Annotated in this window: 4 protein-coding genes; all 4 read right to left on the bottom strand. The window is 41.8% G+C overall.

Translation table 11 applies throughout. The annotated features are described in order from the left end of the window. Window positions 1-130: 130 nt before the first annotated feature. Window positions 131-598, bottom strand: coding sequence for an Sbal_3080 family lipoprotein (locus AACQ42_RS01390; RefSeq protein WP_094166273.1), 468 nt, complete (start codon window positions 596-598; stop codon window positions 131-133). 176 nt (window positions 599-774) lie between these two features. Further along, a complete protein-coding gene (locus AACQ42_RS01385) occupies window positions 775-1,401 on the bottom strand; it encodes a LysE family translocator (protein WP_094166272.1) in 627 nt (208 codons plus the stop codon). Between the two features lie 157 nt (window positions 1,402-1,558). Beyond that, window positions 1,559-1,846, bottom strand: a complete 288-nt coding sequence (locus AACQ42_RS01380; RefSeq protein WP_010320326.1) for a type II toxin-antitoxin system RelE family toxin — start codon at window positions 1,844-1,846, stop codon at window positions 1,559-1,561. Beyond that, the gene (locus AACQ42_RS01375; protein ID WP_001250181.1) at window positions 1,836-2,087 is read right to left on the bottom strand and encodes a type II toxin-antitoxin system Phd/YefM family antitoxin; all 252 of its coding nucleotides are present in this window, start codon (window positions 2,085-2,087) and stop codon (window positions 1,836-1,838) included. The genes AACQ42_RS01380 and AACQ42_RS01375 overlap by 11 nt, the downstream gene beginning before the upstream one ends. Window positions 2,088-2,269: the final 182 nt, after the last annotated feature.

The raw sequence follows: 2,269 nt of genomic DNA, 5'->3' as shown, positions 1-2,269 counted from the left end.
TTGCCTAACGCCCAATTAAGTGGTGAACAACGCACTGACCAAGCCGCCGCATTGCACCGTAAAACACTTTACTCAACGCATAGTAAAACTGCCACGCGTTGAGAATCCACTTGAATTGTTTGTTATGCCGCTACATTTCGCCTGATTTTATTTTTGACTGAGCTTCAATTACCGTCTGTTTCCCAAACAATAAATCCATCATCGCTATGATCCGTTTATTATCGTTTCCCCACTTATTTGTATTCGCACTATTCGGTGCCTTGAACTCTACTTCGCCCACTTTTTCACTATTTTTATAGGCTTTAACTTGGGCATCTGCGATGAACGTCCTAAAATCCCAGCTCCAACGCGATACGTAAGTCAATGTAAGTTCCGAGCCCTTAGGTGATGTTCCGTCACTTACAACCGTACATTTATGAGCAGTTTCCAAACACCATTCTTGCATTGAATCTAAGAAAATTTCTCTTGTTGCATCATCTTTCACGATGGTGATTTCTTCACTCTGATTCGCTTCTGATATTGCTTCTACTGTATATTTTGGTGAAGCACATGCTGCCAATAAAACAGGGAGACTCAGGATGATTAGCTTTTTATACATTTTATATCTCTTCTAATGAATTATAATTTTACTGGAATCTCAGTGGCGGCATAACGCCCAATTAAGGGGTGAGGCACGCAATACAGATGCTGCTGCATACCACCTTAATCACTTAAACCAACGCATAGTAAAAATGCCACGCGTGCCGAATCACTCTTAAATTGTTTGTTATGCCACTAGCGCTCACTGATTGCGACTTTACCTGCCAGCCCAATAAGCAGAACTCCCGAGGCACCCTCAAGTGCTCGCGAATAACGCTGAGAATTTGATCGACTAAAAACCCAACTACCGACTGAAGCATATAGAACGTTACACAGCGTAGCTAATGCGCTGAAGAGCAACCCAAGCACTAATAATTGCATTGATGCGGAGCCCGTAGATGTATCGACAAACTGAGGTAAGAATGAAAGGAAAAATAGCGCTACTTTCGGGTTCAAAACACTAACAATAACGCCTTGTACAAATACATTTTTGTTCGTTTCTACACTTTCACTAACCACTATTTTACTGTCTCCACGCCACATAGAAAGTAGAGACTGAACTCCTAAATATACTAAGTAAGCGGCACCCAACCATTTTACCGCACTAAAAGCTACAGCAGAGCTGAGGATTATCGCGGACAAACCTAAACACGCAGCTAATGTATGAACAAAGTAGCCAACACCAAGACCAATTGCAGCTTTAAACCCAGTTGCCAACTTGCCTTTCATGGTGTTTGAAACGATGTAGATTACGTCTGGTCCAGGTATCATATTGATAGCCAGACAAGCGACTACAAATAGTAATATTGAGTTTAAATCCATTTCCTTTCCTCCATGTTGAACGCCTTGTGGCATAACGCCCGCTTAAGGGGCAGACAACGCTACTACCAACTTTCCGCACAACACCGTAATCACATAAACCAACGCACAATAAAAATGCCACGCGTTGGCTATCCCTCTTGAAGCGTTTGTTATGCCGCTAGCTGAAGCGTGAAGCGAGTTTCTTATAAACAGCGTCTTTATCTCGTTTACCAACAGCGAGTACATAAACGACAACTTCATTGTCGATGACTTCATAAGCCAAACGATAACCAGCTGTACGAAGTTTGATTTTGTAAACAGAATCATAACCCCGTAACTTTGATGATGGAACGTGGGGATTTTCTAGCCTTTCTTTGAGTTTCTTTTTAAATTGACTCTGAATAGTTGGCGCTAGCTTACTCCACTCCTTTTGGGCTGCTGGCAAAAACTTTAGCTTATAAGTCATCAATATTGATTTCCACAGCTTGCGACAAATCACCACGACGACTATCTACTATTTGGGAAAGCTCATAATCATCAAGCATATCCATCAGATACTCGTAAGTTTCAGCCGGTACAAGGTAAGCTGCGGGTTTGTTGTGGTTAAGGATCGCAATAGCTGAACCATCAGCCTCGTTCAAAAGAGCAGTTGGATTTTTCTTTAACTCTGAAATACTGGCAGAGCAATTCGCTAATACCTGTCTCATAACTTCACCATATAAGCATTAAAATCAGACCTAATTTTAGACCTTAATTTAAGTAATTGCTAGAGGTTTACAAAAGAGGCATAACGCCCGGCTAAGGGGTTGACAACGCACCGCCGAACTCAAAAAAACACACTGTCAACTCTGAACTTCAATTTTGCACTAAAGTCGCCAAGCGTTGGCAA

The sequence above is a fragment of the Vibrio sp. V12_P9A6T4 genome, assembly GCF_963874835.1.
GTDB classification, from domain to species: domain Bacteria; phylum Pseudomonadota; class Gammaproteobacteria; order Enterobacterales; family Vibrionaceae; genus Vibrio; species Vibrio anguillarum.
Note: the sequence above shows the minus strand (reverse complement) of the source record. Positions and strands in the feature narration are given on the sequence as shown.

Coding starts and splice junctions, on each gene's coding strand:
- AACQ42_RS01390 (WP_094166273.1), bottom strand. CDS start 598: ATGTATAAAAAGCTAATCATCCTGAGTCTCCCTGTTTTATTGGCAGCA.
- AACQ42_RS01385 (WP_094166272.1), bottom strand. CDS start 1,401: ATGGATTTAAACTCAATATTACTATTTGTAGTCGCTTGTCTGGCTATC.
- AACQ42_RS01380 (WP_010320326.1), bottom strand. CDS start 1,846: ATGACTTATAAGCTAAAGTTTTTGCCAGCAGCCCAAAAGGAGTGGAGT.
- AACQ42_RS01375 (WP_001250181.1), bottom strand. CDS start 2,087: ATGAGACAGGTATTAGCGAATTGCTCTGCCAGTATTTCAGAGTTAAAG.